Origin of the sequence: Stenotrophomonas maltophilia group sp. msm4, assembly GCF_032025605.1 — a bacterium.
GTDB lineage: Bacteria > Pseudomonadota > Gammaproteobacteria > Xanthomonadales > Xanthomonadaceae > Stenotrophomonas > Stenotrophomonas sepilia.
Map to the genome: position 1 here is coordinate 103853 of NZ_JAVSKK010000002.1, position 24377 is coordinate 128229.

The 24377-nt window shown below is 67.0% G+C and carries 28 protein-coding genes; 11 read left to right on the forward strand and 17 right to left on the reverse strand.

Going from position 1 to position 24377, the window contains the following annotated elements:
- Positions 1 to 382: 382 nt before the first annotated feature.
- Positions 383 to 595, forward strand: a complete 213-nt coding sequence (locus ROV93_RS09580; RefSeq protein ID WP_231114006.1) for a YrhB domain-containing protein — start codon at positions 383 to 385, stop codon at positions 593 to 595.
- Between the two features lie 74 nt (positions 596 to 669).
- Here the strand turns inward: ROV93_RS09580 and ROV93_RS09585 are convergent, their stop codons facing one another.
- From ROV93_RS09585 to ROV93_RS09600, 4 genes are all read right to left on the reverse strand, one after another.
- A complete protein-coding gene (locus ROV93_RS09585) occupies positions 670 to 1986 on the reverse strand; it encodes an ABC transporter permease (protein WP_065178983.1) in 1317 nt (438 codons plus the stop codon).
- Positions 1987 to 1998: 12 nt separating this feature from the next.
- A complete protein-coding gene (locus tag ROV93_RS09590) occupies positions 1999 to 3156 on the reverse strand; it encodes an ABC transporter permease (RefSeq protein ID WP_072168722.1) in 1158 nt (385 codons plus the stop codon).
- Between the two features lie 14 nt (positions 3157 to 3170).
- Positions 3171 to 3860, reverse strand: a complete 690-nt coding sequence (locus ROV93_RS09595; protein WP_005420572.1) for an ABC transporter ATP-binding protein — start codon at positions 3858 to 3860, stop codon at positions 3171 to 3173.
- A 102-nt stretch (positions 3861 to 3962) separates the two neighbouring features.
- Complete coding sequence (locus ROV93_RS09600; RefSeq protein ID WP_072168721.1) at positions 3963 to 5210, reverse strand: efflux RND transporter periplasmic adaptor subunit; 1248 nt, start codon at positions 5208 to 5210, stop codon at positions 3963 to 3965.
- Between the two features lie 202 nt (positions 5211 to 5412).
- Here ROV93_RS09600 and ROV93_RS09605 point away from each other — a divergent pair, with 202 nt between their 5' ends.
- From ROV93_RS09605 to ROV93_RS09615, 3 genes are read left to right on the forward strand one after another with little or no spacing between them, the layout of a single operon-like run.
- Positions 5413 to 5541, forward strand: a complete 129-nt coding sequence (locus tag ROV93_RS09605; protein WP_258012601.1) for a hypothetical protein — start codon at positions 5413 to 5415, stop codon at positions 5539 to 5541.
- Positions 5538 to 6761: a sensor histidine kinase gene (locus ROV93_RS09610; RefSeq protein ID WP_072168720.1), complete on the forward strand. Its 1224-nt coding sequence runs from the start codon at positions 5538 to 5540 to the stop codon at positions 6759 to 6761. Before ROV93_RS09605 ends, ROV93_RS09610 begins: the two co-directional genes overlap by 4 nt.
- The gene (locus tag ROV93_RS09615) at positions 6758 to 7360 is read left to right on the forward strand and encodes a response regulator transcription factor (RefSeq protein ID WP_312539543.1); all 603 of its coding nucleotides are present in this window, start codon (positions 6758 to 6760) and stop codon (positions 7358 to 7360) included. The genes ROV93_RS09610 and ROV93_RS09615 overlap by 4 nt, the downstream gene beginning before the upstream one ends.
- A gap of 375 nt (positions 7361 to 7735) precedes the next feature.
- Here ROV93_RS09615 and ROV93_RS09620 read toward each other — a convergent pair whose 3' ends face one another.
- The 9 genes from ROV93_RS09620 to ROV93_RS09660 form a co-directional block, all read right to left on the reverse strand.
- Positions 7736 to 8272 (reverse strand): cytochrome b, encoded by a 537-nt coding sequence (locus ROV93_RS09620; RefSeq protein ID WP_072168719.1) that lies wholly within the window; start codon positions 8270 to 8272, stop codon positions 7736 to 7738.
- Entirely contained in the window at positions 8269 to 9372 is a 1104-nt protein-coding gene (locus ROV93_RS09625) for a catalase family peroxidase (RefSeq protein ID WP_072168718.1), read from the reverse strand. The genes ROV93_RS09620 and ROV93_RS09625 overlap by 4 nt, the downstream gene beginning before the upstream one ends.
- 135 nt (positions 9373 to 9507) lie before the next feature.
- Positions 9508 to 10875, reverse strand: a complete 1368-nt coding sequence (locus tag ROV93_RS09630; protein ID WP_072168717.1) for a M17 family metallopeptidase — start codon at positions 10873 to 10875, stop codon at positions 9508 to 9510.
- A gap of 3 nt (positions 10876 to 10878) precedes the next feature.
- Complete coding sequence (locus ROV93_RS09635; RefSeq protein WP_053499497.1) at positions 10879 to 11598, reverse strand: HAD-IA family hydrolase; 720 nt, start codon at positions 11596 to 11598, stop codon at positions 10879 to 10881.
- Positions 11599 to 11629: 31 nt separating this feature from the next.
- Positions 11630 to 12739 carry an AI-2E family transporter gene (locus tag ROV93_RS09640; protein ID WP_072168716.1) on the reverse strand — a complete coding sequence of 370 codons (1110 nt, stop codon included), beginning with the start codon at positions 12737 to 12739 and terminating at the stop codon, positions 11630 to 11632.
- A gap of 67 nt (positions 12740 to 12806) precedes the next feature.
- Positions 12807 to 13268, reverse strand: a complete 462-nt coding sequence (locus tag ROV93_RS09645) for a protein sip-5 (RefSeq protein WP_069138037.1) — start codon at positions 13266 to 13268, stop codon at positions 12807 to 12809.
- Entirely contained in the window at positions 13265 to 13735 is a 471-nt protein-coding gene (locus ROV93_RS09650) for a phage holin family protein (protein ID WP_004153834.1), read from the reverse strand. Before ROV93_RS09650 ends, ROV93_RS09645 begins: the two co-directional genes overlap by 4 nt.
- A gap of 8 nt (positions 13736 to 13743) precedes the next feature.
- Entirely contained in the window at positions 13744 to 14109 is a 366-nt protein-coding gene (locus ROV93_RS09655; RefSeq protein ID WP_004153835.1) for a hypothetical protein, read from the reverse strand.
- A 101-nt stretch (positions 14110 to 14210) separates the two neighbouring features.
- Complete coding sequence (locus tag ROV93_RS09660; RefSeq protein ID WP_072168715.1) at positions 14211 to 15644, reverse strand: Do family serine endopeptidase; 1434 nt, start codon at positions 15642 to 15644, stop codon at positions 14211 to 14213.
- Between the two features lie 490 nt (positions 15645 to 16134).
- Between ROV93_RS09660 and ROV93_RS09665 the strand changes: the two genes are divergently transcribed.
- Positions 16135 to 17007 carry a histone gene (locus ROV93_RS09665; protein ID WP_072168714.1) on the forward strand — a complete coding sequence of 291 codons (873 nt, stop codon included), beginning with the start codon at positions 16135 to 16137 and terminating at the stop codon, positions 17005 to 17007.
- Positions 17008 to 17116: 109 nt separating this feature from the next.
- Positions 17117 to 17809: a hypothetical protein gene (locus ROV93_RS09670; RefSeq protein ID WP_072168713.1), complete on the forward strand. Its 693-nt coding sequence runs from the start codon at positions 17117 to 17119 to the stop codon at positions 17807 to 17809.
- A gap of 15 nt (positions 17810 to 17824) precedes the next feature.
- On the opposite strand, the gene ROV93_RS09675 is transcribed toward ROV93_RS09670, so the two are convergent.
- Positions 17825 to 18184, reverse strand: a complete 360-nt coding sequence (locus ROV93_RS09675) for a DUF1428 domain-containing protein (RefSeq protein WP_049414306.1) — start codon at positions 18182 to 18184, stop codon at positions 17825 to 17827.
- A 276-nt stretch (positions 18185 to 18460) separates the two neighbouring features.
- On the opposite strand from ROV93_RS09675, the gene ROV93_RS09680 reads away from it, so the two are divergent.
- Together ROV93_RS09680 and ROV93_RS09685 are read left to right on the forward strand one after the other, a co-directional pair.
- On the forward strand, positions 18461 to 19033 hold the full coding sequence (locus ROV93_RS09680; protein ID WP_072168711.1) for an Ax21 family protein: 573 nt from the start codon (positions 18461 to 18463) through the stop codon (positions 19031 to 19033).
- A gap of 198 nt (positions 19034 to 19231) precedes the next feature.
- On the forward strand, positions 19232 to 19909 hold the full coding sequence (locus ROV93_RS09685) for a response regulator transcription factor (protein ID WP_072168710.1): 678 nt from the start codon (positions 19232 to 19234) through the stop codon (positions 19907 to 19909).
- Positions 19910 to 19915: 6 nt separating this feature from the next.
- Here ROV93_RS09685 and ROV93_RS09690 read toward each other — a convergent pair whose 3' ends face one another.
- Positions 19916 to 20305 (reverse strand): DUF6165 family protein, encoded by a 390-nt coding sequence (locus tag ROV93_RS09690; RefSeq protein WP_049414316.1) that lies wholly within the window; start codon positions 20303 to 20305, stop codon positions 19916 to 19918.
- Positions 20306 to 20483: 178 nt separating this feature from the next.
- Here ROV93_RS09690 and ROV93_RS09695 point away from each other — a divergent pair, with 178 nt between their 5' ends.
- On the forward strand, positions 20484 to 21182 hold the full coding sequence (locus ROV93_RS09695) for a TorF family putative porin (RefSeq protein WP_072168709.1): 699 nt from the start codon (positions 20484 to 20486) through the stop codon (positions 21180 to 21182).
- Here the strand turns inward: ROV93_RS09695 and ROV93_RS09700 are convergent.
- Positions 21179 to 22327, reverse strand: a complete 1149-nt coding sequence (locus tag ROV93_RS09700) for an MFS transporter (RefSeq protein WP_219629302.1) — start codon at positions 22325 to 22327, stop codon at positions 21179 to 21181. The two genes, ROV93_RS09695 and ROV93_RS09700, sit on opposite strands and share 4 nt — an antisense overlap.
- Before the next feature lie 142 nt (positions 22328 to 22469).
- Between ROV93_RS09700 and ROV93_RS09705 the strand changes: the two genes are divergently transcribed.
- The gene (locus ROV93_RS09705; RefSeq protein WP_072168707.1) at positions 22470 to 23357 is read left to right on the forward strand and encodes a LysR substrate-binding domain-containing protein; all 888 of its coding nucleotides are present in this window, start codon (positions 22470 to 22472) and stop codon (positions 23355 to 23357) included.
- Here ROV93_RS09705 and ROV93_RS09710 read toward each other — a convergent pair.
- Complete coding sequence (locus ROV93_RS09710) at positions 23326 to 23793, reverse strand: DUF1456 family protein (protein WP_005420526.1); 468 nt, start codon at positions 23791 to 23793, stop codon at positions 23326 to 23328. The two genes, ROV93_RS09705 and ROV93_RS09710, sit on opposite strands and share 32 nt — an antisense overlap.
- 83 nt (positions 23794 to 23876) lie before the next feature.
- Between ROV93_RS09710 and ROV93_RS09715 the strand changes: the two genes are divergently transcribed.
- Entirely contained in the window at positions 23877 to 24365 is a 489-nt protein-coding gene (locus ROV93_RS09715; RefSeq protein ID WP_072168706.1) for a hypothetical protein, read from the forward strand.
- Positions 24366 to 24377 lie beyond the last annotated feature (12 nt).

The following is a 24377-nucleotide window of genomic DNA, read 5'->3' on the forward strand; positions in this document are numbered from 1 at the left end:
AACCAACGTGGGGGGCGCGATTCTAGAATGTTTCCATTCGTAACTGTTTGTCTCGACGCCGCTGGAAGTGCGCGAAGATGAATCGCAACCAACAATCCACAGATGCACTGTGCGCAGCGTCACGCGCGCTGCGTTTGCGATGAGTAGAGGCATCGATAGCGGCACAGAACCGCCACGCTTGAGCGGTTGTGACAACACGCCGCAGTGCGCACTTGTACGCAGGTGCCTATCCGTTGCGATGCATCCACCCGCATGAAATGCTCTTCGCGCTGTCATCGAAAACAAGAGACGAAGGAATGATCCAGCTCGACGAAGCACGCCGTCGCGTGCAGGCTGCACTTGCCAGCGACGATGAGCCGGTTGCATCACGCACGAGCATGAGATGGTCGAAGGCTGGCTGTTCTGCTTCCAGTCGCTGCGCTACCTGCAATCCGGCGAGATCTCGGACGCACTGGCCGGCAATGGCCCGATCTTCGTCGACAGGCATACGGGTGAGCAGCACGCGCTGGGCACGGCGTACGCGCCGGAGGAGGCTGTTCGCCGGCATTTGGCCCTGCGGCACCCACCATCCGATGTTGCGGCGATGGATGCCTGAGTTCAGCAACGAAAAAGGGACGGAGCCTTCGCTCCGTCCCCCTGCGTGATGCGCAGTCCACCGCTGCATGATGCTCAGGTTTCGCGCAGCGCCGTAGTGATCGGCAAACGCGCCGCGCGCAGCGCCGGGAACAGGCCGCCGACCAGGCCGATGCCCAGTGCCCATTTCAGGCCGGTCCACAGCAGTTCCGGTGATACGTGGAACTTGAACACCACCGCGCTGAAGTTGCTGCCGATGGTGGACACGCTGTAGCCATTGAACAGCAGCCATGCAACCGCACAGCCGAGCAGGCCACCGAGCAGCGCCAACAGCATCGTTTCCAGCATCACCGCCGTCACCACCGGCAGGCCGCGGAAGCCGATCGCACGCATGGTGGCGATTTCGCGGGCGCGCGTGGCCACGGCCGCATACATGGTGTTGAGCGCGCCGAACACCGCACCGACCGCCATGATCGTGCCGATCACCTTGCCCAGGATGTCGATCAGCTTGGTCAGCCCGCCGCCCTGCTTGCTGTAGTAGACGCGGGTGGTTTCCACGTCCAGCTTCAGGCGTGGGTCGGCAGCGACGGCCGCCTTGAACTGATCGAAGCCGGCCTTGCCATCGGTACGCACGCTGATCGACTGCCAGGCACTGCGCTGGTAGGTGGTGGCCAGCGTATCGGCGTCGGTCCACAGTTCCGAATCATGCGCATCGCCAGTGGCGAACACACCGACCACGGTCCAGGTCTGGTTGCCCAGCGTCAGCGTCCTGCCGACCTCCATGTCGCGGAACTGGCCCTTGGCGCCCTGGCCGACCACGATCTCGCGCAGCCCGGTGGCGAACTTGCGGCCCTCGACGATCCTGACCTTGTCATGCACCGCCCACGCCTGCGGGCCGACGCCGCGGAACTGGGCGTTGACGTCGGTGCCATCGGACTTGGACACCAGGTTGACCACCTGCGACAGCTCTGGTGACAACAACGGCCGGCCCTGCGCATCGCGGCTGATGCCGGGCAGGGTGGACAGCATCGGTACCTGCTCGCGGGTGATCACCGAGTTGGTCTCGGCCTGCGAGCCACCGCGCAGCACGATGGCAGTGGTGTCATCACCGGTGTTGTTGAGCGTGGCCTGGAAGCCTTCGCCCATCGCCAGCATCGCCACCAGCACGCCGACCACGCCGGCAATGCCGACCACGATCACCGAGGACGCGCCCCAGCGTTGCGGCAGGCTGGCCACGCCGATGCGGGTGGCGGCCAACGCCAGCCGTCCACCGCGGGTCAGCAGCAGCCACAGCGTTACCAGCACGGCCACGGCCAGCACGCCAAACCAAGGCAGCCCGATCCACAACACCAGGCCGATCGCAAGCAGCAGCACGGTTACGCCGTTGCCCAGCCACTTCTTGAGCTTGTTCATCTGCAATCCTCCTCAGCGGCCGGCCAGTGCATCGACGATCTTCAGGCGCTTGGCACGCAGCGCGGGCAGCAGCCCGACGATGATGCCGATCACTACGATCAGGCCCAACCCCATCAGCCAGGTCGGCGTTGGTACGTGTGGCGGCAGCATGCCCATGCTCTTCGGGCCGATCGCCGGCAGGATCAGGGCGGCCAGGCCCATGCCGATCAGGCCACCGAGGCCGATCAGCAGCACCGATTCCACCATCACCAGGGTCAGCACGGTGCTGTCCTTGAAGCCCAGCGTTTTCAGCGTGGCCAGCTCCGGCACGCGCTCGCGCACGGCCTGCGCCATGGTGTTGCCGGTCAACAGCAGCAGGGTGAAGAACACCGCGCCCATGATCGAGGTGACGATCATGCCGATATCCGCGAACTGCTTGACGAAGGCCTGCTGGAACGCCGATTCGGTCTGGGTCTTGGTCTCGTGGTCGGAGTTCGCCGAGATCGCATCGATCGCCTGTGCGACCCGCGAAGAGTGGTCCGGGTTGTCCAGCGTCACCGTGTACCAGCTCACCTGGTTCTTGATGTAGTCGTTGGATTCGTCGAAGTACTTCCAGTTCATCATCAACTGGCGTTCTTCGTTGGCGGCCAGCGCGCGGTCCTTGGAGCGGTAGATGCCCTTGAGCACCAGTGGCCAGTCATTGCTGCCGCCACGCGGGAAGATCGTCGCCTGCAGCGGGATGGTATCGCCGATCTTCCAGCCGAACTGCTTGGCCAGGGTTTCGCCGACGATGGCGCCAGTGCGGGTCTGCTTCCAGTCCTCCAGTTGTGCCGGATCGATCTGCAGCTCGCGGTAGACATCGAAGTAGTTGGGTGACACCGAGAAGTTCGGGAAGAAGTTCTTCGGGTCCTGGTAGATGCCACCAAACCACATGCCATAAGCCACGTCACGGACACCGGCTACCTGGCGCACCTGTGCTTCCAGCCGGATCGGCAGCGACTGGGTGATCGACAGCCGCGAGGCCACGATCAGCCGGTTGGCACCTTCCACGCTGCCACCCGACGAGAACGCCACCCGCACCGAATCGAGCATGCCGAACAGCAGGAACGCGGCCACCACCGAAAGCAGGGTCAGCAGGGTGCGGGTACGGCTGCGGAACAGCTGTGCCCACACCAACGAGAAGTATTTCATCGCTGTGGCCTCCGTCAGTGGGCCAGCGGCGCGTCGGCCAGCTCGCCCTTGTCCAGGTGCACCGTGTGCGTGGCGTACTCGGCGGCCTTCGGGTCATGGGTGACCATGATGATGGTCTTGCCGTGCTCGCGGTTGAGCTGCTGCAGCAGGCCGAGGATCTCCTCGGCCGATTGGCGGTCGAGGTCGCCGGTCGGTTCGTCGCAGATCAGGAAGGTCGGGTCGGAGACGATCGCGCGGGCGATTGCCACGCGCTGCTGCTGGCCGCCTGACAGTTCATTCGGGCGGTGGCTGCGGCGGTCGGCCAGGCCGACCAGGGTGAGCGCGATCTCGGCATTGCGGCGGCGCTGCGCCGCGCTGAGGTGGGTCAGCAGCAGCGGCAGTTCCACGTTCTTCTGCGCGGTCAGCATCGGCATCAGGTTGTAGAACTGGAACACGAAGCCGACATGGTGGCTGCGCCAGGTCGACAGCTGGCCGCCACTCATCTGGTCGATGCGCTCGCCCTCGATGCTGATCTCGCCGCCAGTGGGGCTGTCCAGGCCGCCGATCAGGTTGAGCAGGGTGGTCTTGCCCGAACCGGACGGGCCCATCAGCGCAACGAAGTCGCCGCTGGCGATGTCCAGGTCGATGCCGTGCAGCACCTGCACTTGCTCGGGGCCACGCTGGTAGGTCTTGGTGATGTTGCGCAGTGAAACCAGGGTCGACATGGGTGGTTCTCCACGGGAAGCGGGAAACGGGGAAGCGCACCTGCGGTGGCCGCAGGCGTGCGTCGAGCGATGCTGCCGGCCGCGCCCACGGGCGCCAGGCCGTTACTGCGCTTGTTTCTGTTGCACCTTGGCGCCATCGCGCAGGGTGTCGGGTGGGTTCACCACCACCGGCTCACCTGCGCTCACGCCCTTGAGGATCTGGCGGTCCTTGCCCATCGCCTGGCCGGCCTCGACCGTGCGCTGCTGAACGCGGTTCCCGTCACCCAGCACGAAGGCCACCGAGGCACCGTCGCGCTGGACCACGGCGCCGCCCGGCACGCGCACGCCCTGCGGCTTGGCGGCCGCCTGCGGCTGCGCCTGTTCCAGGAAGCTGACCCGCACGCCCATCTCCGGCACGATGCGCGGGTCTTTCACCTTCAGCGCCACGCGCACCTTCACCGTGGCCTTGCCGCGGTCGGCGGTGGGGATGATGGCGATCACCTCGCCGGGAATCTTCCATTCCGGGTAGGCGTTGAGCGTGGCTTCCACCGGCATCTTCGGCTGCACGCGGCCGATGAAGGCCTCGCCGACCTCCACTTCGATCTCCAGCGAGTCCATGTCCACGATGGTGCCGATGCCGGTACGGGTGAACCCACCACCCGCCGACAGCGGCGAAACGATCTCGCCGGGCTGCGCCGCCTTGGCGGTGACCACGCCGGAGAACGGCGCGCGCACGATGTTGTTGTCCACGCCCAGATCGGCGATGGCCAGCTGATCGTTGGCAACCTCGACGTTGCGCTGCGCGGTATCCAGCTGCGCACGCAGGCTGTCGCGCTGGGCCACGGCCTGGTCGTACTGCGAGCGCGAGACCAGCTGCTGGCCAACCAGCGCCTGCAGGCGGCTGGCTTCGGCGGCGGCCTGCCTCTGCTGCGCCTCCAGCCCGGCGACCTGGCTGCGTGCGGCCTGCAGCTGCGAGGCGTACAGGCTGCGCTGCGCGTCGGCATCGATCGGGTCGAGCGTGGCCATCACCTGGCCAGCCTCGACCCGCATGCCTTCTTCGATCATCACCTCGCGCACCTTGCCGGTGATCTTGGCCGATACCGTGGCCATGCGCCGGGCGACCACGTAGCCACTGGCGTCGAGCACCGAGCTGCTGGCGCTGCCCTGCTGGATGGCCACGGCGGGAGCGGTTTCCACCTCTACGGCCGGTGCGCGGCCGAACAGGTAGGCCACGGCCGCGGCGACCAGCAGCACGACCACGATGATCGCGATCCACAACCCGCGGCGGCCACCGCCATTGCCTCCGGAGGCCGGCGGGGGAGATTTGCGGTCGATACGGAGTTCCTTCAACAGCTCGGCAGAAGCGTTCATTCGTTCCATCACATGCGTTCGGGCGGGTGTGGCCGGAAGCGCGGACGACGGCGGTTCCGGCGGTGGAGCGTGCGGCACAGCATGAAGGCAGGCACAGCGAAGACGGCAGTGACAGCTGTCATCCGATGACACTGACGGCGGCAACTGCGAAATGTGACCACGGCGGCACAGGATGGCAACGTTCCCGCTACCGGTACTGCCCATGGATCCGATCGCCCCATTGCCGGCCCGCCGCAGCGGCGCCGCCAAGCGTACCGTGATCTGCGCCCGGTTGCGCCGGTGCCGCCCAGCCGACGGTGGCGCCTGCGCGCAGGCGGCTGAACTGGCATGATCGGCGGCGATCGTCCCCGCCTGGAACCGCCCGTGCCGTCCATCTGGCTTGCCTCGCTGCTGCGCCCCGCGCCGGACTCGGCGGTGGCCGAGACGCTGCGCCGGGGAAAGTCCCCCTGGGGCGAGGTAATCCACCTGCTGTGGTCAGTGTGGATCTTCCTGACGCCCTTGCTTGGCCATGGCTTCACCCTGCGCTGGCTGCTGTTGACGCTGGCCAGCTATCCGGTGTTCCTGCTGCTGTACGCCAAGGTGATGGTGGCGCCGCGCCATCACGCCCCGCGTTATGCCCTGGGCCTGATCGCGATGTCGCTGGTGCTGCTGCCCTGGTACCCGTCCGGGCTGACCTACTTCGTGTTCGGCTGCGTGCTGCTGCGGGTGAGCGGTCGCGGCGGCTGGTGGCAGTATCTGCTGCAGCTCACTGGTCTGAACCTCCTGTTCTGCAGCCTCGCCCTGCTGTTCCAGTACCCGTGGCAGAGCCTGGTCTGGATCCCCGCCGTGTCCTATATCGTCGGCCTGGTCGTGAACGTGGAGGCACTCAACCAGCAGAAGGATGCGGCACTGCAGCTTTCACAGGACGAGGTGCGGCGGCTAGCAGCCACCGCCGAGCGCGAACGCATCGGCCGCGACCTGCACGACCTGCTCGGCCACACCCTGTCGCTGATCACGTTGAAGCTGGAACTGGCGCGCAAGCTGCAGGACCGCGGTGATGCACGCGCGCGGCAGGAGATCGGCGAGGCCGAGGCCATCGCCCGCGAGGCGCTGGCGCAGGTCCGAAGTGCGGTCACCGGTATCCGCGCCAGCGACCTGGCCGGCGAGCTGGCATCGGCGCGGCTGCTGCTGGAGTGCCAGCAGGTCCACCTTCAGTACGCACCACCACCGGCGATGCCGGTGGATGTCGAACGCGGGCTGGCACTGGTGCTGCGCGAGGCCGCGACCAATATCGTGCGCCATGCACAGGCGACGCAGGCACGGGTGGAGTTCATGCTGGAGGGAAGCATGCTGGCGATGCAGATCCGCGACGATGGTCGTGGCGGCGTGCAGGCCGAGGGCAATGGGTTGTGCGGCATGCGCGAACGCGTGGCCGCCCTGGGTGGAAGCCTGCAGGTGCAGTCCGCAAAGGGCGAGGGCACGGTGTTGACCGTGCGCGTGCCGCTGGCCGCTGCGACCACACCGCTGCCGCCAGGCGTGCCGCCGTCGCTGGTGCAGGACGGTGCCGCATGATCCGCATCCTGCTGGCCGAAGACCAGGCGATGGTACGCGGCGCACTGTCGGCGCTGCTGGGCCTGGAAGCGGATATCGAAGTGCTGGGCAGCGCCGCCGACGGCGAAACCGCGTGGCGCATGCTGCAGCAGCTGCAGCCGGACATCCTGGTGACCGACATCGAGATGCCGGGCCTGTCCGGGTTGGAGCTTGCACAGCGCATCGCGCGTCACGAGCTGCCGATCAAGGTGGTGATCGTGACCACCTTCGCCCGCGCAGGTTTCCTGCGCCGCGCGCTGGAAGCCGGCGTGCTGGGCTACCTGCTGAAGGACGCACCGGCTGAGAACCTGGCCGAGGCACTGCGCAAGGTCAAGCAGGGCATCCGTGCGATCGACCCGCAGCTGGCACTGGATGCGTGGTCGCAGGCCGACCCGCTGACCGACCGCGAGCGCCGCGTGCTGCGGCTGGCGGGCGAGGGCCGTACCGCCAGCGAGATCGCCGAGCAGTTGGGGCTGTCGCACGGCACGGTGCGCAACTATCTGTCCGAGTGCATCAGCAAGCTGGGCGTGGCCAATCGCATTGAGGCGTACCGGCTGGCGCGGCAGAAAGGGTGGTTGTAGGGGCGTGCGCCGACGCACTGGTAGCGCCGGGCGCTGCCCGGCGGATCATTTCCGCGCCTGTGGAGAGGTGTCACTTTCTTTGCGCGCAAAGAAAGTAACCAAAGAAACGCTCCGCCGGCCGCGAGCCGGCGTGCTTCGCACGCCGGTGCCCTGCGCTCCTCGGTCCGTCGAGGTACGGCGCGGGAACTCGCTGCGCTCAAACACCGGCGCCTCTTCGCCCCTGATTCACCGAGAAGCACAGGGCACCGGTGCGCAGCACCGGCTCGCGCTCTGGCGGCGCGTTTCTTTTGGTTACTTTTCTTTTCGCGCGAAAAGAAAAGTGACACCCCCCCGCGGTCGCGGAAACAATCCGCCGGGAACGCCCGGCGAATCCTTTCAATCCTTCCCGCGCGCCATCGCCTGGAACACCCCGTCCCGCCGCACCCACAGGTGGAACAACGCCGCACCCACATGCATCAGCACCGTGGCGAACAACACATAGGCCAGCAGGCTGTGCGCATTGCGCAGCGCGGCATACAGCGCCGGGGTGTGCGGAACGATCGATGGCAGGTGGAATCCACCCCACAGCACGATCGGGTATCCGCCGGCCGACAGCATCGCCCAGCCGATCAACGGCATCGCCAGCATCAGCGCGTACAGCACCCAGTGCGAGGCCTTGGCCGCTACCCCCTGCCAGACCGGCAGGTCGGCAGGCAGCGCCGGTGGGCGATGGCGCAGCCGGTTGTACAGGCGCAGCAGCGCCAGCAACAGGATCGCGATGCCCAGCGGGCGGTGCAGGTCGATCAGCGCGGGACGCAGGTGCAGCGAGGCGACCATGGTCACGCCGATGAACAGCATGGCGACGATCATCAGCGCCATGGACCAGTGCAGCACCCGCGCCAGCAGGTTGAAGTGGCCGTTGCCGGTGCTCATCGTGCGGCCTCCTTCGGTTGTTCGACATTGCCGGCGGCGCGCTCGCGTTCACGGCGGTTGAAGGACTGCGAGTACACCGCCGAGCGGGCCGCCAGGATCGGATCATTACTGCCGCGCACCCCACTGGGCAGGATCAGCGGATCGAAGTTGATCTGGCCGCAGGCGCCTTCTTCCTGCGACTGCATGCGGTCCAGGCTGAGTACGCCCGCCACTACCTGGTCACGCGACTCGGGCCACGGTACCGACGGATCATCGATGGCATCGCCGGGCTCGGCGGTGGTCACGACCAGGTTCCAGCGCACCGGGCCGTTGGCCAGGCGCTGCTGCAGTTCCTGGCTGAGGAAATCGACGCTGGCCTGCTTGCGCGCTTCCGCATCCATCTCCACCACCTGCGCCAGCGGCTGCCAGCGCCAGCGCACCGCACGCTTCTGGCCCTGCGCATTGGTGAACCAGAAACTGTTGACGCTGTTGAAAGTGGTGTCGGCCCAGCTGCTGGTCCATGGCGCTGTCTTCGCCCACTGCTGGAACGCCTGCGCACTGGGGTATTTCGCCAGCACTGCCGCCATCTTCTGCGGGTCCGGCTTGCCGGTGGCCGGGTCGGGAATCGAGGCGCGCGTCTGCTCGTAGAACGCCTCGGCCGTGGGTACCGCGAAGAACGGGAAGCTGTTCATCGCCATGCGCCATTCCTGGCCATCATCGCTGACCATCTGCACCGCCAGGCTGCGCACGCGTGCGGTGTTGTCGGCGCCGTAGGGGTCGCCGCCACCGATTGACAGGCGGCCCATCACCGGCACACGTGTCTGCGAGAACACCCGGGCACTGGACAGGGTAGGGGCCTGCGCGCTGGGTTCGAACCAGCCGCTTACGCAGATGCCCTTGCTGTGTGCACGGCGGAAGCCCGGATGGGCCGGGCCGGTGGCCTCGATGGTGTCGGTGAAGCGCTGCGCGGTGAGGCGGTCGCCCATCCAGCCGGCCAGCCAGGCGAAGGCCAGCGCCACGGTACCCAGGATGAGCGCGATCAGCGCGATCCAGAGCAGGGGGGAATGCTTGCGCGGTGCGCCCGGCGTCTGGCCGGCACGGGTGTAGCCGAAGAGCGACATGGTCGGAGTCCTGCCTTCACGGAGCGTGTGGGTGGTCGACCCACACATCCTCGCAGAACCCGGCCGAGGCCGAAATTCAATTTTTCGTCAGATTTGCCGGGGACAGCGTGCCGACCAAGGTCGGCACCCACCCGATCAGCTGTAACGCGCCTTCAGCATCGCCCAGGCCGAGCGCAGCGCCAGCGCTTCGCCACCGGCCGGACGGCCCGGGCGTTCGCCGTCGTTCCAGGCGTACACGTCCAGGTGCGCCCAGCGCTGGCTGTCTTCCAGGAAGCGCTCCAGGTACAGCGCGGCGGTCACCGAGCCGGCCATGCGCGAACCGGCATTGGCCAGGTCGGCAATGCCGCTGCTCAGATAGCGCAGGTAGGGGCGCCACAGCGGCATGCGCCAGACCGGGTCACGGGTTGCGTCGCCGGCCTGCAGCCACTGCTGCGCCACCGTGTCGTCGTTGCTGAAGAGCGCCGGCAGATCCGGACCCAGCGCGATGCGTGCGGCACCGGTGAGCGTGGCGAAATCCAGCACCAGGTCCGGCTTCTGCTCACCGGCGAAGGTCAGCGCGTCGCACAGGATCACGCGGCCTTCGGCATCGGTGTTGTCGATCTCCACGCTCAACCCCTTGCGGGTGGCGATCACTTCGCCGGGGCGGAACGCATCCGGACCGATCGCATTTTCCACCGCCGGCACCAGCAGCGTCAGCCGCACCGGCAGTCCGCGCGCCATCACCAGGCCGGCCAGGGCCAGCGCGTGCGCGGCGCCGCCCATGTCCTTCTTCATGTTGCGCATGCCGTCGGCCGGCTTGATGTCCAGGCCGCCGGTATCGAAGCACACGCCCTTGCCGACCAGCACCAGTGCCGGGTCGGTTTCCTTGCCCCAGCGCAGCACCACCAGGCGCGGCGCGCGGTGCGACGCGCGGCCCACGGCGTGGATGGCCGGGAAGTTCTGCTTCAGCAGTTCATCGCCGGTGATCGCCTCGACCTGCGCACCATGTGCATCGGCCAGTGCACGCGCGGCGTCTTCCAGCTGCTGCGGCCCCATGTCTTCGGTCGGGGTGTTGACCCAGTCGCGCACGCGCAGGCTGGCGGCGATCAGGTCGGCCACTTCGCCGGACGGTGCGGCCACCAGCTGCGCCGGGGCGCGGTTGCGCTTGCGGTAACGGTCGAAGCGGTAGCTGCCCAAGCCCCAGCCCAGCTGCAGCAGCGCCTGTTCGGCGGCAGGCAGTTCATTGGCCAGCTGCCAGACACTGCCTTCCGGCAGGGCGTGCGGCGCATGCGCATAGCTGTAGGCATCGGCGCGATCACCGACACCGATCACCGCGCCGGCCAGGCCCTCACTGCCGGGCAGCAGGGCCACGCTGTGCGCACCGGCAGTGAAACCCTGCGAGGCCAGCCAGGCCTGGGTCGCGGCCGGTTGGCCGTCCTTCCAAGCGGCGAACTGCTCGCGGTCCAGCACGTACAGCGGCAGCGCCGCGGTGGTGTCGGCGGTGAAACCAGTGATCTCGCTCATGCGTCAGGTACTCCGGGATGCGGCGGCGTCGAGGTTGGCGTCCAACCAGTCGGCCAGGCCGGTGAGGGTGTCGAACTGCAGGTCCGGCTGCAGTTTCGGATGGGTCCAGGTGGCTGCTTCGCGGTTGATCCAGCACCCGCGCAGGCCGGCGGCGATCGCCCCGGCCACGTCCATTTCGGCGTGGTCGCCGACATGCAGTACCTGTGCCGGCGCCACACCCAGGCGGGTGCAGGCGGCGTGGAAGATGCTTGCCTCCGGCTTGGCCGCGCCGTGTTCGCGCGCGCCCAGCTGGAAGGCGAAATGATGGGCCAGGCCGATCCGCTCCAGATCGGCGTTGCCGTTGCTCAGTGCTGCCACCGGCACCCGCGCGGCAATCCTCGCCAGCGCATCGATCGCATCGGGATAGCACTCGACCTGATTGCGCGCGGCGTAGAACGCTTCGTACGCCGGCTCCAGCAGATCGAGGCTGGCGCCACTGGCGTGCAGCGCTTCGTGCAGGGTCAGCCGACGCAGCGCGCTCAGGTCGTGGTGGAGGTGCGGATGGGCGTGGTACAGGCGCTCGCGCAGTTCGCGCATCGCCGCCACCGGATACATCGCGGCGGTGGCGGGGCTGTGTTCACGCATCCACTCGTGCAGGACCAGGTCGATGCGGGCGCCAATCGGAGCGAACGGCCACAGCGTGTCGTCAAGGTCGAGAGTGATGGCTTGGACGGGGAAATTCACCCCTCCATTCTACGCCTGCCCGCGCGGGCTTTCATTCCAGCAGCCGTGCCCAGCCCTGCATGCCTTCCAGCCGTGCCAGCACCAGCTTGATGCAGACCAGCAGCGGCACCGCCAGCAGCAGGCCGATCATGCCCCAGGCCCAGCCGAACACCATCAGCGCCAGGATCAGCACCAGCGGCGACAGCTTCATGCGCCGGCCCAGCACGATCGGGGTCACCATCTGCCCTTCCAGAGTGTGCAGGGCCAGGTACGCGGCCGCCGGCAGCAGCGCCTGCAGCGGGTCGCGGAATTCCACGAAGCCCATCAGCAGCATCAGTGCCACGCCGATCAGCGGGCCGACGTACGGGGCAAAATTCAGCAGCGCGGCCACCGTGCCCCACAGCAGCGCCTCCTGCAGGCCGATGCCGAGCAGCATCAGCACGCCGGCGAACACCAGCCCGACCAGGGTGTTGATCACGCTGATGGTCAGCACATAGCGCGAGACCTCGCGCTCGATCGAGCGCAGGATGTCGGCGGTGAAGCGCTGCTGCTGGCGGTTCGGGAACAGCGCGATTGCCGCGCGCTGCAGGCTCTGCCCATAGATCATGAAGAACAGGGTCAGCAGCACCACGGCCAGCACCGAGGCGGCAAGCCGTGGCGCGCGGGTCAGCATGCGGTACGGGTCGTCGAGCTGGGTGCGGATCACCTGCACCTTGTGGTTGCTGTCACCACCGGCCACGCGGGCGAAGTTCTCCGCCGCCTGGTTGGCCTGCTGCACCGGCTTGGTCAGGTCCTGCACCTGGCGGGCGACCTTGCGCAGCTGCTGCGGGGCTTCCTGCGCCCATTCCATCGCCGGGCCGATCAATTGCACCGCCAGTGAACCGGTCACGCCCAGGCCGGCGCCGAGAATCAGCAGCGCGCCCAGCGCGCGCGGAATCCACAGTTTCTGCAGCAGGCGCAGGATCGGGTTGCCGACCAGTGCGAAGAACATCGCCAGCAGCACCGGCAGGATGATGTCCTGCGCCGCCCACAGCGTGTAGCCCACCGCCAGGGTCGCCAGCACCACCAGCGACATCGGCCCGCGTGGGCGAGACGGAGGCGGCAGCGGTGCCTCCGGGTCCTGTGGATCGGCTGGTGACGGGGACAGGGAGGACTCGCTCATCGACGCATCAGCCGGAAAGGGGAGCGCATTATCCGCCGGCCGCCATCGGCGCGGCGGATTCCATGGATCAACGTTCGGACAGTTCGGTGGCCGCCTCGGCCGGGCGCGGTTCGCGCAGGTCCGGTTCCGCCTCCGGCACAGCTCGCGCCGCCGCTGCGGGCCGCGCTTCAGCGGCGGAGGCCGCTGCGTGTGCCTGTTCGCTGGCATCGCCGGCTTCTTCGGCCGCATCGTCGGCGGTGGCCGCCGCCTGCGCCGCCATCGCCGTGGCGAACGCTGCCTGCGCACTGGCGAACAGGTTCGAGACCGAACCCACCATCTGCAGCCAGCGCGCACCGTTGACCTTGCCCGGCATTTCCAGCTTGCCGGCAATGAAGCCACCGGCCAGGCCCACTACCACGATGCGTAGTGGCGACCAGCCCTGGCGCCAGACCTGGCTGAGCGTGGACCAGTGGTCCTGGGTCTCGACCAGGCGTACGGTCACCACCTGTTCGCAGCGCTTCACCCGCCGCTGCAGCGCACCGAACTTCATGGCTTGCCCTCTGGCAGCTGCACATCGGCATCGGGGTCGTCTTCGCTGGGCTCGTCGAACAGGCCCAGGCGGGACAGCTGGCGCCGGGTGGCGTGCATGCCGGTGTGGTGGAAGAAGTAGGACACCCGCCAGATCGCATAACCGGTGACGGCCAGGCTCAGCAGCGAGGTGATCAGCAGGGCCTGCAGCCAGCTCAGGCCCCAGCTCTGCAGCAGGGCGATGAGGGTGGCGGCCATCAGCAGCCAGGCCGACGCTCCGAATACGATCGCTACGCCGGCCCAGGCCAGCGCGCGGCCGAAGGCACTGCGTGCCAGCGCGAAGTCGGCCGAGGCCAACCGGCGCAGCGAACGCAGCGAGTGCTTGGCCGAGTCGGCAGCGGCACGACCGGCCGCGCCGACCTGGCGGATGCTCTCATCCAGCGGCGGGGTAGCCGCCGGATCAGGGGCTTGCGCGTTGTCTTCGCTCACGCCGCGGCTTACTTGTCGCTGCTGCCGCGGGCCAGCTTGGCGATGATCCAGCCGGCAGCGAAGGCCACGCCGAACGAGGCGAGCGGACGTTCGCGGATCAGCTCGGCGGCGCTGTCGATCAGGTCCTTGCCCTTGTCCATCAGTGCATCGACCTGCTCCTTGGCGGCGGCACCACCAAACTCGGCAGCGGCCAGGCCGGACAGCGCGCTGTCGGACAGTTCAGCCTTGACGTTGGCCTTGCCGATCCGCAGTTCGTCGGTGGCCGCACCGGTGGCGCCCTTGATCGCACCGCCGGCGGCCGTGGCGGCCTGCTTCAGGTGGGAACCGGCTTCACCCAGGTGTTCCTTCAGGTTCTCGGTATTGGTGGGGCTCATCGAATCACTCCTGTTGCGATGGGGGAACGGGCGTCGGCGGTGCCGACCTGGACGGACAGCAATAGCATTGCCGGGGTATAGGGGGTGTTACGGCAGGGCGATCAGCGCATCACGAGCTGGCCCTGCTGCTGGCCATTGTTGCGCAGCACGCGCACCACCAGGGTCGGCGGGCGTTGCTGGAAATTGGCACGCCAGCTGGCCAGGTCGGCGAATTCACCCACGGTGGCGTCGGTGATGATGTCGCCCTGCTGCAGACCGTTGCTGGCGGCGCGGCTGCCGCGCTTGACCTCGCTGACCAGCACGCCGCCGACGCCAGACTGTCGCAGTGACTCGGGCAGGTCGACGAAGGTCGCACCGGTCAGGCGCGGGTCCAGGCTCTCACCGGTGACCGCGCGCGCCTGTTCCTTCAGCGTCGCCTTGATCTGCAGTGGCTTGCCTTCGCGGCGTACGTCCAGCGTCATCGCGCTGCCGACGGCGGCCAGGCCTTCCACGTTGTGCAGGGCCTCGGCGCTATCCACGCGCTGGCCGTTGGCCGACACCACCACGTCGCCCGGCTTCAGCCCGGCTGCGGCGGCGGCCGAACCGGCCAGCACGCGGGTGATCAGCGCACCGCGGGTTTCGCCCAGGCCCAGGCCCTGCGCGATCTGCGCGGTCAGGTTCTGGCTTTCCACGCCCAGCGTGCCGCGCACCACAACGCCGTGCTTGACCAGCTGGTCGACCACGCTGCGCGCCAGGTTGGAAGGAATCGCCAGGCCCAGGCCGATGTTGCCGGCCATGCTGCCCTGCGGGTTGAAGCTGGCGGTATTGATGCCGACCAGCTGGCCCTGCAGGTCGACCAGCGCGCCACCGGAGTTGCCCGGATTGATCGACGCATCGGTCTGGATGAAGTTCTGGTAGCCCAGCCCGCGGATGCCGCTGCGGCCCACCGCCGAGACGATGCCGGACGTGACCGTCTGGCTGAAGCCGAACGGGTTGCCGATGGCCACCACGAAGTCGCCTACGCGCAGCTGGTCGCTGTTGCCGAGCTTGATGTCGGTCAGGTTCTGCGCCGGAATGCGGATCAGCGCGATGTCGGTATCGCGGTCCGAACCGAGGAACTCGGCCTTGACCGTGCGCCCGTCCGCCAGTGTCACCTGGACGTCATCGGCGTTGTCGATGACATGGTGGTTGGTCAGCACCAGCCCCTCCTTGGCGTCGATGATCACGCCCGAGCCCAGCGATTCGTTGATGCGTTCCTGTGGGATATCCGGGAACAGGCGGCGGAAGAACGGGTCGTTGAAGAAGGGATTGCGTACGCGAATCACCTGCTTGGTGTTGACGCTGACCACCGCCGGCATCGCCTTCTCCAGCATCGGTGCCAGCGACGGTACCGCCTGTCCGGCCACCGAGGCCGGCAACGCTGCAGTGGTCGGCAGGACCGCCGGCAGCGGCGCGGCGTCGGCACGGTTGTCCAGGTGGGCATTGATGCCGGTGGCAACGAAGCCACCGAAGGCGGCGGCGATTGCGAGCGTGAGCAGGGTAGGAAGCGGTCGCATGGGAGTCGGTTCGCTGGCGTGGGTGGGGGCGGTACGGCCCTACGGTAGAACAAGCTGAATGAGTGTGTCGCGATCTGGATAAATGCGCCATGAAAACGGGTGCCTCGAAGGGGCGAGCGCGGGGGCCAGAACGCGCTTGTGGCGACACCCGGGCAGGTGATGGGTGCGCCATTCAAGGCCAACGCGCGCCGCACTGGCGCAGGCGGATACGTGCGCAGTTCCGCGCAGGCGGGTGCCGCAATGCGCCACGACGGATGCCGGACGCTGCCTCCGTGCACGTGCGCGCGGCGACGGCCAGACAATGCTGGGTTTGCGTAGCGCAGCACTGAAAAAAAGGGGTTTGCTGCGAACCGCAGGTGGCAACAGGGGCTGCTGCGTACACCATCGGCGTCGCAACAGATGCGATTGCCGGCACATGCCCCGTTCCACGATCGTCAATGTCGGTATAGCATCGCCCCGTTTTGATACTTAAGGCCCGCAGGAGGGCAACATGAGCAACGGTAATGGTGTGTCGGTCGTGACCGACGCTGTCGAGAACGTGAAAGAAGCCGCCACCAACGTCGGCGAGACCATCGCCCACGCCGCCGAAGACGCAGTGAAGTCGGTCAAGAAGACCGTCAAGCGCGCCAGCAAGGCTGCCGGTACCCGCGTTGCCAAGGCCAAGAAGGCCGTGGCCAAGGTCGAGAAGACCGTTGCCAAGAAGGCCGAGAAGGCTGCCAAGTCGGTCGGCAAGACGGTTGCCAACGCCAGGAAGAAGCTGGAAGCGGCCAAGAAGAACGCCAAGGCCGAAGCTGCTGCCCTGAAGAAGGAAGTGGCGAAGAAGAAGGCGGCTGCGGGCAAGGCCGTGACCAAGAAGGCCGCCGCTGCCAAGAAGACCACCAAGGCCGCCACCAAGGCTGCCGGCAAGAAGGTCGCCACCGTGAAGAAGGCCGCCACCAAGAAGGCTGCTGTCGCGAAGAAGACCGTTGCCAAGAAGACCACGGCCGCCAAGAAGGTGGTTGGCAAGAAGGTCGCCACCGCCAAGAAGGCTGTGGCCAAGAAGACCGTCGCCGCCAAGAAGGCCGTGGCTGCGAAGAAGGTTGTCGGCAAGAAGGTTGCCGCCACCAGGAAGGTCGCCACCAAGAAGACTGCCGCCGCCAAGAAGGTTGTGGGCAAGAAGGCTGCCGTCGCCAAGAAGGCCATTGCCAGGAAGACCACTGCTGCCAAGAAGACTGTCGGCAAGAAGGTCGCTGCGACCAAGAAGGTCGTCGCCAAGAAGGCTGCACCGCTGAAGAAGGTCGCCGCCAAGAAGGCTCCGGCCAAGAAGGCTGTTGCCAGGAAGGCCCCGGCCAAGGCCGTGCGCAAGGTCGCCAAGCGCAAGTAATAATCGCGCCGTGACCGAAGGCCCTGCCGCCCACCGGGTGGTGGGGCCTTTCGCGTTTTCGGGGCGCGGTCTGGGGCAAGATGCAGATTCTTCCCGCCGGAGCCCCACCATGCGCGGTATCGATTTCAGTTCCTGGCAGGGCGTGCTGTCCACGTTGGCCGGCCTGGTCCTGATCACCCTGCTGGGCGTGGGAATCCGCCTGCTGGTGATGCAGACCCTGCAGCAGCGTCGCGAGCGCGAGAACCGGCAGATCAACGAGCGGCTGCGCACACTGATGGCGGCCTACAAGACCCTGGGCGGTTCATTCACTGGTGAACTGGGCGTGGATCCCAGCCATCGCCGCGATCTGCGCCAGCGCGAAGCGGCCGAAGGCATCGCCGAACCGCGTTCGGATCGAACGCGCCGCATCCGCGATGCGGTCGAGGCCGCGCTCTCGGACATCCTGTTGCTGGGCACCGACGAACAGGTGCGGCTGGCCGCCCGCGCTGCCAACGATCTTGCACAGGGGCGACCGGTGCATACCCACGAACTGGTGGTCTCGCTGCGCGACTTCGTGCGCGAAGCGCTGGATCTGGCGCCGATTCCTCCCGACCTGCGGATTCCGCCGCAGGGGCCGACCCGCCCCGCTGCCAGCGGTGGCGGCAAGGGGCGCAACGATGGCGATGCCAAGGGCGGCCGTGCGGGTGGTGGCGGAGGTGGGGGCGGCGGAATGGGCGCTGGCATGGGCGGCATGGGCCTCGGTGCCGGCGCCGCACTGGGCGCCGGCCATGCCACTGCCAGCGATGAAACGGACGCGCGCTGAGCACGTCCGCCGGGTTCAGCGGGTCAGCTCGTAGATCGGCACGAAGCCGCCGTAGATCATCCGCGCACCGTCAAACGGCATCGGATTCTTCGTTGGATCAAACCGCGGGTCTTCCATCATCTTCTTCATGCCGGCGTCGCGGGTCGGTTTGTCGGGCCATTCGATCCAGGAAAACACCACCGTCTCGTCCGGCGTGGCTTTCACCGCGCCGAAGAAATCGGTGGTCTTGCCGTGCGGCACGTCATCGCCCCAGCACTCGACCACGCGCAGTGCCCCGTACTCGATGAAGACCGGATCTCCTGTGCGTGCATGGGCGAGGAACTTCTCCTTGTTGGCGGTGGGCACCGCCAGGACGAAACCATCGATGTAGCTCATTGCCAGCCTCCGGATGGACCGTGTCACATGCACGGCCTTCAAGTACACGACGAACCAGGGGATCGGGGATCGACAGCGCTGGATCGTGAAGAAACCTGAAAATGCACGCGCGCCGCGCGCGTATGCCAGATACAGCCTGAATCAAGCCAGAAAATTCAGCAATGCGAAGACTGCTGTTTTCAGGGAGCGTTGTGGCGAATAACGGAGAATTTACATTCCCGATGCGATGGCGCCCTGGCGCTGCTGCACACCATAAGAAAGTAAAGGTGTACCCCCATGAAGAATTCGCTGATTGCTCTGGCCCTGGCCGCTGCCCTGCCGTTCACCGCCTCGGCTGCTGAAAACCTGTCCTACAACTATGCCGAAGCCAACTACGCCAAGACCGACAACGACGCGTTCAAGTCCGACGGTTGGGGTGTGAAGGGTTCGTACGGCTTCCTGCCGAACTTCCACGCTTTCGGTGAGTACAGCCGTCAGGAATTCGACCACACCAACGTCAAGCTGGACCAGTGGAAGATCGGTGCAGGCTACAACGTTGAAATCGCTCCGAGCACCGACTTCGTTGCCCGCGTTGCCTACCAGAAGCTCGACCCGAAGCACGGCCTGGACTTCAACGGCTACAGCGCTGAAGCCGGTATCCGCACCGCCTTCGGTGCCCACGCCGAGGTCTATGGCATGGTCGGCTACGAAGATTTCTCGAAGAAGCACGGCGTCAACCCGGAAGGCCAGTGGTACGGCCGCCTGGGTGGTCAGGTCAAGCTGAACCAGAACTGGGGCCTGAACGGCGAACTGAAGATGAACCGCGACGGCGACAAGGAATACACCGTCGGCCCGCGCTTCAGCTGGTAATTGCTGTTCCGGCGCGCCTGCGCGCTGGAGAAGTCTCGACAGGCCCGGCTCTTGCCGGGCCTGTTGCGTTTGTGGCGGCGCGAAACAAAATGCCGTCTGACTGGTGGTGCACGCGGGCCGAGCATTGCAAGGAATTGGATTCCGCCGCTGCGGGCACCGGCCTACGGTGGATGTTCCATGTTGCCTGGACAGGCCGCGATGCCACCGACACTCCCGCCCCTGCGGCCTGATCGGCCACGACGCCTGGCGCTGCTGGATCCGCACCCGGTACTGCGGTTGGGCGTGGAAGTTCTGCTCCGCCAACACAGTGGTGTGCAGGTGCGCGTGAGCCTGTCCAACGAGGCGCGCCTGCTGCAGTTGCTGCAGCGCAGCCCGAGGTGCGTCGACCTGCTGCTGATCGATGCGCTGCCGATGGGCGACCTGGGCGATGGGTTGGCCCTGCTGCGCGTGCTGTCGCAGCGTTGGCCGGCGCTGCCGGTGCTGGTGCTCTCGGCGCACTGCAACGCCAGTACGGTGACCACCGCGATGCGAGCCGGCGCGCGCGGCTTCCTGTCCAAGTCGATGCCACCGGAGACGTTGCTGCGCGCCATTGACGTGGTCGCCCGTGGCGGCCGCTTCGTGCCACCGGGACTGCGTGAGGAGCTGAAGCTGCCACGCACACGCCGGGTATCTGCACCGGTGCTGACGCCGCTGAGCCAGCGCGAGCGTGAAGTGCTCGGGTTGGTGCTGAAGGGCGTCAGCACCAGTGAAATGGCCCTGCGCTCAGGGCGCTCGGCCAGTACCATCAGCTCGCAGAAAACGTCGGCCTACCGCAAGCTCGGCATTCGTGGTGACGGCGACCTGTTCCGCTTCCGCCACCTGCTCGAATGCGGCTGAGCGGCCTTACTCGCCCTGGTACTGCTTCTCTTCCACCAGCGCCGAACCGGCCACGCGGTTGATCTCGTTCTTCACCTGCACGCGCTCGCCATTGGTGCCATAGACACCGCGTGCCAGCTGGATGAATGCATCATCGAACACCTGGGCCGCTTCCTTGTCGCGCAGCTGGTCCTGGATGTCCCACATGCGCTCGTTGATCGCCTTCAGCTGCTGCTTCAGCGCGTCCAATGCCGGCTGCGCCTGCAGCTGCTGCTGCAGCAAGGGCAACAGGCCATCCAGTTCGGTGCGCACGTTGGCCAGCTTGGCAGCATCATCGATGCGCTCGGCCTTGATCTCGAGAATGGTGATCTTGTCGATCAGCTCGCCGATCGATACCGGGGTCAGGATGGCGTCCACGTGGTTGGTTCCTGGAAACGAGGCGCCATGATACCGCGCGGCTGGCACGTAGCCTCCATCCACGGGATTTACGCCGAATTTGCGCCGCAGGCCGGGCAGCGCCCTCGATCCGTTACGGCGGCGCACCCGACACTGCCGTCCCGGCGGCGCGACCGCCTTCGACGAGGAACACAGTGCAGTGAACAGCAAGGGGATGATGGCGGCGCTGGTGGCCGCCCTGGCAGGGCTGCTCGGGATCGGCAGCGCGCAGGCACAGGTGCAGGCCAGTGGCAGTGCTGCATTGACCAGCGACTACGTGTGGCGTGGCAGCTCGCAGAGCGATGGCGACCCGGCGGTGCAGGCCGGCGCGAAGGTCTCGATCCCGTCGGGATGGTACGCCAGCGTGTGGGGTTCGAACGTTTCGTTCAAACCGGACAATGGCGCGCGCAGCGAGTTCGACCTGGTGGCGGGCTGGTCCGGCGCACTGGCACCGGACTGGAGCCTGGATGCCAACCTGACCCGTTACGTGTACCCGGGCACCGGCCGCGCGCTGGACTGGACCGAGCTCAACACCACGTTGACCTGGAAGCAGCGCGCCTGGCTGCAGGTCGCCCATTCCAACGATGCGTTGGCCGGTGGCCATCGCGGTACCTATGCCCAGCTGGGTGTGCGTGTGCCGTTGCACGAACGCCTCCGCCTGGAAGCAGCGGTGGGCCAGTACTGGCTGGCCACCGCGCAGGGCCCGGACTACCTGCATGGGCAGCTCAGTGCCATCGCCTCGCTTACCCCGGCATGGGAACTGCGCGCCACCGTGCATGACACGGACAACGCAGCCAAGCGCCTGTTCCCCGGCAACGCCGGTGGGCGATGGGAGCTGGCGCTGCAGGGCAGCTTCTAGTCGGCCAGCGACGCCTGGCGCGCACGCAGCGCGCCGGGCAGCCACAGCAGCAGGGCCAGCACGGCCACGGCGGCACCGGCCACGCAGACGCCGGTCCAGCCGAAGCGCTGGTAGACCTGTGCAGACAGCAGCGAGCCCAGCGAGCCGCCGATGAAATAGCCGGTCATGTAGCCGGCATTGAGGCGGTTGCGTGCTGCCGGTTGCAGCGCGTAGATCAGGTTCTGGTTGCTGACGTGCAACAGCTGCGCGGCCAGATCCAGCACCACCACGCCCAGCAGCAATGCCAGCAGCGAGTGTGCGGACAGCCCCAGCGGCAGCCACGACAGCAGCAACAGCGCCAGTGCAATGGCGGTGGCACGCCCGGTCTGGCCACGGTCGGACATGCGACCAGCCAGACCCGCCGCCAGCGTGCCGGCCGCACCGACCAGCCCGAACAGGCCGATGGTGGCGTCGCTGTAGGCGTACGGCGGTTGTGCCAGCAGGAATGCGAGCGGGGTCCAGAAGATCGCGAACATGGCGAAGCTGCAGGCGCCCAGCAGCGTGCGCTGGCGCAGCACCGGTTCCTGCACGAACAGCACGCCGATCGAGCGCAGCAATGCGAAATAGCCAAGGCCGGCGCTGTGGTGGAATCGCGGCAGGCCGCGCTGCAATGCCATTGCTGTCAGCACCAGGGTGGCAGCGGCGATCGCATACACCAGGCGCCAGTCGCCCAGGCTGGAAAGCAGGCCGGCCACGGTACGCGCCAGCAGGATGCCCAGCAGCAGGCCACTCATCAATGTTCCGACCACGCGGCCGCGGTGTTCCGGCGCGGCCAGCGTGGCGGCGAACGGCACCAGTACCTGGGCCACCACCGAAAACAGGCCGGTGATCGCAGTGCCCACCAGCAACCAGGTCAGCGACGGTGCGCAGGCACTGATCACCAGTCCGCCCGCCGACAGCAGGCTCATCACCACGATCAGGCGGCGGCGTTCGAACAGGTCACCCAGCGGCACCAGCAGGATCAAGCCGGCGGCATAGCTCAGCTGCGCGGCGGTAACCACCATGCCGACCTGGCCGAACGGCACGCCGAAGGCGTCGGCGATGGTGTGCAGCAGCGGTTGCGCATAGTAGTTGCTGGCCACGGCCACGCCGGTGGCGACCGACATCAGCAGCACCTGCCAGCGGTGCAGAGCGGGAAGGGACGGGCTCACGCAATGTTCCAGGAAGCGGGGGCACAGTGTCCGCCTGCTGCGAGCATGATGGAAATGAATCATCATCATCCATGCCATCTGAAAACAAGATAGTTGTATGAACCTCAAGCAGCTCGAATTCGCCGTGGCGCTGTCCGAAGAGGGCAATTTCACCCGTGCCGCCGAGCGCTGCCACGTGGTGCAGTCCGCGCTCAGCCACCAGATCGCCCACCTGGAACAGGAACTGGGTGCCACGCTGTTCGAGCGCCTGCCGCGCCAGGTGCGGGCCACCGCCGCCGGCGAGGCGTTGCTGGTGCACGCACGCCAGGTGCTGGCCAGCCTGCGCCACCTGCGCGCCGACGTGGCCGCCGTCAGTGGCGAAGTGCGTGGGTTGCTGGCCATCGGGCAGATTTCCTCGCTGACCGGAATCGACGTTGTGGCGATGCTGGCGGCGTTCCAGCGCGTGCACCCGCAGGTGGAGTTCCAGTTGCGCGTGGACAAGAGCGAGGACCTGATCGCGCAGGTACAGTCGCGCGCGCTGGATGTGGCACTGGTCGGCCTGGCGCCTTCGGCAGCGCTGGACGGTGTCTGCCATCAGGTGCTGCAGGAGGAGGATCTGGTAGCGGTACTGGCGCCATCGCACCGGCTGGCCGGGCGCAAGCGGCTGCCATTGGCCGCACTGCAGGATGAAGCATTGGTCGACTTCCCGCGCGGCACCGGCGCACGCCGTCAGACCGATGATGCTTTTGCCGCAGCCGGACTGCCGCACACGGTCCGTTTCGAGGTCAACCTGATGGAACTGGTCGAGCGCTTCGTCCGCCATGGGTTGGCGGTCGGCATCGTGCCGGCATTGATCGCCGATGGGTTCCAGGGCGTGGTGCAGATTCCGCTGCAGCCGACCCCGACCCGGCGCGTGCACCTGGTCTGGCAGCGCCTGCCGACACCAGCGGCGCGGGCGTTCGTCGACGCCGTGCTCAGCCGCGCAGGCGCAGGCTCAGGCCCTTGAGGAAGTTGCGCAGCATCTGGTCCAGGCAACGCCGGTAGTTGGCGTGCCCGGGTTGACGGAACAGCGCGCCCACTTCCGACTTGGAGACATTGAAACCTGCGCTGGCAAAGATCTCCATCAGGTCCACGTCGCGCAGCTGGAACGCCACGCGCAGCTTCTTCAGCACCAGGTTGTTGTCGATGCGGGTTTCCACTGCGCGCTGCGGCTGGCTCTCGTCGCGGCCACGCAGGTGCACGATCAGGCCGTCGAGGAAGTGCGCCAGCGCGCTGTCGTTCATCGCCTCGAAACCGGCTTCGTCCTCGCGGCGCAGCCAGGCCTTCACCTGCCCGGTATCCACGGCAAAGGCCGGGTCGGCCATCTGGCACAGGGCGACCACGTGCTGGTCACCCAGGTCCAGGGAATAGCGCACGCTGCGCAGGACATCATTGTTGATCATGGCCCATTGTACCGGCCCCTGGCGTGTCACCGGACTGTCATCGAACTGCAGCATCGTGAGCACTCGTTCGCTGGGACCCTTGCATGCGCCGGTATCTGTTTTCCGCACTACTGCTCGCCGGCAGCTTCGCTGCCTTTGCCCAGGACCGCTTCGTACCCGTCGAGCGGCGCCTCAGTGCATCCCAACTGGCCGAGGTCGGGCTCAGTCCAGCGCAGTTGCAGGCGTTGAACCGGGTACTGCGCGAGGCAGAGAGCACGGCCGCCGCGTCGACGGCAGCGGTGGCCCCGGTCGCTGCGCCGCTGCCTGCCAATGTGCCGGCACCGCCAGCAATGCATCTGGGCCTGGATGACGAACCGGTCAGTGCCCGTGTGGTCGGAGAGGTCGCAGGCTGGCAGCCCGGCACGCTGTTCACCCTTGATAACGGCCAGCAATGGCAGGTGATGAAGGGACAGATGAAGCTGCGCAAGGTGTTGCAGTCGCCGCAGATCGCCGTTGTTCCAGGAATTGCCGGGCGCTGGTTCCTGCAGGTCGACGAAGACCTGCCCAAGGCCAGAGTGTTTCGCGTGCGTTGAGCCGGGGGGACG

Coding starts and splice junctions, on each gene's coding strand:
- ROV93_RS09685 (WP_072168710.1), top strand. CDS start 19,232: ATGCCACCGACACTCCCGCCCCTGCGGCCTGATCGGCCACGACGCCTG.
- ROV93_RS09590 (WP_072168722.1), bottom strand. CDS start 3,156: ATGAAATACTTCTCGTTGGTGTGGGCACAGCTGTTCCGCAGCCGTACC.
- ROV93_RS09660 (WP_072168715.1), bottom strand. CDS start 15,644: ATGCGACCGCTTCCTACCCTGCTCACGCTCGCAATCGCCGCCGCCTTC.
- ROV93_RS09620 (WP_072168719.1), bottom strand. CDS start 8,272: ATGAGCACCGGCAACGGCCACTTCAACCTGCTGGCGCGGGTGCTGCAC.
- ROV93_RS09645 (WP_069138037.1), bottom strand. CDS start 13,268: ATGAAGTTCGGTGCGCTGCAGCGGCGGGTGAAGCGCTGCGAACAGGTG.
- ROV93_RS09715 (WP_072168706.1), top strand. CDS start 23,877: ATGCGCCGGTATCTGTTTTCCGCACTACTGCTCGCCGGCAGCTTCGCT.
- ROV93_RS09615 (WP_312539543.1), top strand. CDS start 6,758: ATGATCCGCATCCTGCTGGCCGAAGACCAGGCGATGGTACGCGGCGCA.
- ROV93_RS09610 (WP_072168720.1), top strand. CDS start 5,538: ATGATCGGCGGCGATCGTCCCCGCCTGGAACCGCCCGTGCCGTCCATC.
- ROV93_RS09700 (WP_219629302.1), bottom strand. CDS start 22,327: ATGTCGGTCGCCACCGGCGTGGCCGTGGCCAGCAACTACTATGCGCAA.
- ROV93_RS09605 (WP_258012601.1), top strand. CDS start 5,413: ATGGATCCGATCGCCCCATTGCCGGCCCGCCGCAGCGGCGCCGCCAAG.
- ROV93_RS09680 (WP_072168711.1), top strand. CDS start 18,461: ATGAAGAATTCGCTGATTGCTCTGGCCCTGGCCGCTGCCCTGCCGTTC.
- ROV93_RS09595 (WP_005420572.1), bottom strand. CDS start 3,860: ATGTCGACCCTGGTTTCACTGCGCAACATCACCAAGACCTACCAGCGT.
- ROV93_RS09675 (WP_049414306.1), bottom strand. CDS start 18,184: ATGAGCTACATCGATGGTTTCGTCCTGGCGGTGCCCACCGCCAACAAG.
- ROV93_RS09630 (WP_072168717.1), bottom strand. CDS start 10,875: ATGAGCGAGATCACTGGTTTCACCGCCGACACCACCGCGGCGCTGCCG.
- ROV93_RS09710 (WP_005420526.1), bottom strand. CDS start 23,793: ATGATCAACAATGATGTCCTGCGCAGCGTGCGCTATTCCCTGGACCTG.
- ROV93_RS09640 (WP_072168716.1), bottom strand. CDS start 12,739: ATGAGCGAGTCCTCCCTGTCCCCGTCACCAGCCGATCCACAGGACCCG.
- ROV93_RS09580 (WP_231114006.1), top strand. CDS start 383: ATGGTCGAAGGCTGGCTGTTCTGCTTCCAGTCGCTGCGCTACCTGCAA.
- ROV93_RS09655 (WP_004153835.1), bottom strand. CDS start 14,109: ATGAGCCCCACCAATACCGAGAACCTGAAGGAACACCTGGGTGAAGCC.
- ROV93_RS09670 (WP_072168713.1), top strand. CDS start 17,117: ATGCGCGGTATCGATTTCAGTTCCTGGCAGGGCGTGCTGTCCACGTTG.
- ROV93_RS09600 (WP_072168721.1), bottom strand. CDS start 5,210: ATGAACGCTTCTGCCGAGCTGTTGAAGGAACTCCGTATCGACCGCAAA.
- ROV93_RS09665 (WP_072168714.1), top strand. CDS start 16,135: ATGAGCAACGGTAATGGTGTGTCGGTCGTGACCGACGCTGTCGAGAAC.
- ROV93_RS09705 (WP_072168707.1), top strand. CDS start 22,470: ATGAACCTCAAGCAGCTCGAATTCGCCGTGGCGCTGTCCGAAGAGGGC.
- ROV93_RS09625 (WP_072168718.1), bottom strand. CDS start 9,372: ATGTCGCTCTTCGGCTACACCCGTGCCGGCCAGACGCCGGGCGCACCG.
- ROV93_RS09585 (WP_065178983.1), bottom strand. CDS start 1,986: ATGAACAAGCTCAAGAAGTGGCTGGGCAACGGCGTAACCGTGCTGCTG.